The following is a 3,512-nucleotide window of genomic DNA, read 5'->3' on the forward strand; positions in this document are numbered from 1 at the left end:
GCGAACCTTTGCACTCTATTTTGGTCTGGCTGAAGTCCAACTTATGAGTGTTGATATCGATTCTTTCGAGAAAACCATCGCCACCTTACTCGAACACGCCCATTCTGCTTTAGACAATGCTCGAGTTTACGTTCTCAAAGTCAATCAATATTCATTGCAGGGTTCTTATACAGAAGCAATTGAGGTAACTTTAACGGCATTGCAAAGATTGGGAACGGCAATCAACTCGAATAATATTAAACAATTGCTTCGAGAAGATACGATCGCTGTTGAAGCCCAGCTTCAACATCGTTCAATCGATACTTTGCTCGATTTACCTGCCGCTACAAATCCAGAAGTTCAAGTCCAAATCGAATTGCTGATGAAAGTATTATCGGCTGCTTACATTAACTCCAATCGCGATCTCTATGGTTTTTGTATAGTCAGAAGCGTGCGCTTGTCAATCGAATACGGCAATAGCCCCAAGTCGATTATGGCCTATGGCAGCTATGGTGAATGGCTGGCCTTGTTCCAAAACGAATATCAAAAAGCCATACAATTTTGCGAGCTGGCTCTGCAACTCAGTTATAAGCTTGATAACAAATCCGAGCGATCGACTGCCTGCTTCATATTAGGCGGTTGCGTTCATGTAAAAGCTAAACCCATTCAAGGGGCAGCCGAACTCAATTACGAAGGATTCTTAGCTGGGATAGAGTCGGGAGAATTGCAATATGCGGGCTATAACCTCTTTGCCAATATTTATAATCGTCTCTTTGGTGGGGAAAATTTGGTGCAATTGGCTGCCGATTTAGAAAAATTTTGGGCGATCGTGGATAAAATGCAAAACGATCTTGCCCTTAGCATCATTGAGGCTTGTCGATTCTTTATCGAAACACTCTCTGGCTGCATCGACAGAAGCAGTGACGCAGAACAAGCTTGGCTAGATCGCTATCTCGCCATCCCATCTTATCCTCCCTTGGGAATTTACACCATTCTTCAGATACATGCAACTTGCTTGTATGGGGATTTCGAGAGCGGTTGTGATTTGACGGCTCAAGCGAGTCAATTTTTCATGGGTTGCGAATCTTGCACGATCGCCTTGGAATATTATTTGTACAGTTCTTTGAACTGGTTGAGGCGTGATGGGATTTTGTCCGAAGAGGAAAGATTGCAGATCGAAAGCCATCAAGCCCAACTTAAACGTTTTGCGGATAGCTGTCCAGAAAACTTTCTGCATAAATATTTGCTCGTTGAAGCTGAACGGGCGCGAGTTGCCGGAAGACGGGCTGAAGCGATCGAATTCTACGATCTGGCGATCGCCGGTGCCCAAGAAAATGGTTACATCCAAGAAGAAGCTCTCGCCAACGAACTGGTCGCTCAATTCTACCTCGACTGGGGCAAAGAAAAGTTTGCCACACTTCACATGACTGATGCCTATTACTGCTATGCCCGATGGGGTGCAAAAGCGAAAACTAACCAACTCAAAGAAAAATATCCCCAACTCCTCTCTCCGATTCTGCAACCAGCAAGAAAGCCAGACTCTCAAAGAAACCGGCTTTCTGGTACTACTGTAACGCAAACGGTAGGTTCGAGTAACAGGCTCTGCTTGAGGCTCGATTGGGAAACAGCGATGAAAGCTTCTCAGTCCCTATCGAGGGAAATTCATTTGGACAAACTGGTTTCAGCTTTGATGCAGGCAGCGCTGAAAAATGCTGGAGCCGATCGCGGTATTTTACTCTTGCAGCAGCCAGAAGGTTGGCAGGAAGAAGCCCGATGCTCGTTAGGAGAAAACTCCAATGTTTGTTCGACCCAGCCATCAGATGCTCTCGCCCGACCAACAACGGTTATTAATCAGGTCAAACGCAACCAACAACCGATTATAGTTAATGACTTTTCTGACAATCTCCAATTTGCCAGAGACCCCTATCTACTGCAAGGACAACCCAAAAGTTTCTTGTGCATCCCTATTCTGAACCAATGCAAACTCATTGGCATTCTCTATCTGGAAAATCATCTAGCCACGGGAGCTTTTACGAGCGATCGCCTGGAACTGCTCGAACTCCTGAGCGCTCAAGCCGCGATTTCCATCGAAAAGGCCCGACTCTATCATCGCTTAGAAGAATATAGCCATACCCTGGAAGCCCAGGTGGAGAACCGAACTCAGGCACTCCACTACAAAAACCGGCACTTGCAAACCACTCTAGAGCAATTACAAAGGACTCAACTTCAGTTAATCCAGAGCGAAAAAATGTCTAGCTTGGGGCAAATGGTGGCAGGAATTGCCCATGAAATTAACAATCCCATCAGCTTTATCTCAGGCAATATTGTTTACTCACGCGATCATTTTTACACATTGTTAGAGCTGGTCGAGCTATACCAACAAGAACTCTCCCATCCCAGTAAAACCCTTCAAGAAAAGCTCGAAGCAAGTGATTTAGATTTTTTGAAGGGAGATATGGAAGAAATACTCTCTTCTATGCAGTTAGGGAGCGATCGAATTAGCCATATTATTCTAGGGTTGCGTAATTTCTCCCGTTTAAATGAGTCGAAAATAAAACAAGTAGACATTCATGAAGGATTGGATAATACCCTGATGATTTTGCAGCATCGCTTCAGAGATCGGGACAATCGTACCACAATTGAAGTGATAAAAGACTACGCAAAGCTGCCGAAAATCAACTGTTATGCCAGTCAACTCAATCAAGTGTTTCTCAATATTATCACTAATGCAATTGATGCCTTGGAAGCATTGAATAAAGCCTTAGATTCTCAGGAACATACGACCAGAGGGAGGATTCGGATCAGCACGGAAATCGTAGATTTACACAAGATCAAAATTCGCATTGCCGATAACGGACCAGGAATTAGTGACAGCATTCGCCAGCATATATTTGACCCGTTCTTCACCACCAAACCCGTCGGTCAGGGAACCGGTTTGGGTCTGTCCACCAGTTACCAGATTATCACTGAGCAACATGGGGGACAGTTGTATTGTTTCTCTGAAGCTGGAAAAGGAAGCGAATTCGTGATTGAAATTCCCCTTGAGTAATGGTAATATCGAATCCGAAAATCAATTATAGTATGTTATTACTAAAGTCGCGACAGCAGAGTTCAGGAATTTCTACCCTCTCGGTAATCTTGGGGATAGCTTCCCTGCGACCGCAACGATATTTAACCAGACTTGCTCAAGAGGTGACAACAGGCTTAAATCTAAGTATCAATTAACAATTAATAATAAGGGATTTATTATTAAGAATGGGTCTAGGCTGGGTAAAAATTGTCCCTAGCGAGGCTAATATAGGATCTATACGATTACTCCCACCCATTTGAGTCTCATTCAATTGATCTTTTCAGTAAAATATGGTGTATAAAGATCGATATAGCCACCTTTTATCGACCTTATTACCTCTTGAGAAATATAATAGCTACCATCGCACAGTACTAAAAACCTTAGAGTAATGATCCCACAACTTCCTGATTATCACATTAGCGAAACCCTATACGAAGGAGAGCGAACCCTAGTGTATCGGGGA

General features: G+C 43.7%; 1 protein-coding gene. It reads left to right on the forward strand.

Annotation, left to right across the window (positions count from 1 at the left end):
• Positions 1-3,028: sensor histidine kinase (locus AC3A14_RS24315; protein WP_487779226.1), on the forward strand; the 3,028-nt coding region annotated here is incomplete at its 5' end.
• Between the last annotated feature and the right edge of the window lie 484 nt (positions 3,029-3,512).

It is taken from the genome of Roseofilum sp. (assembly GCF_982964205.1).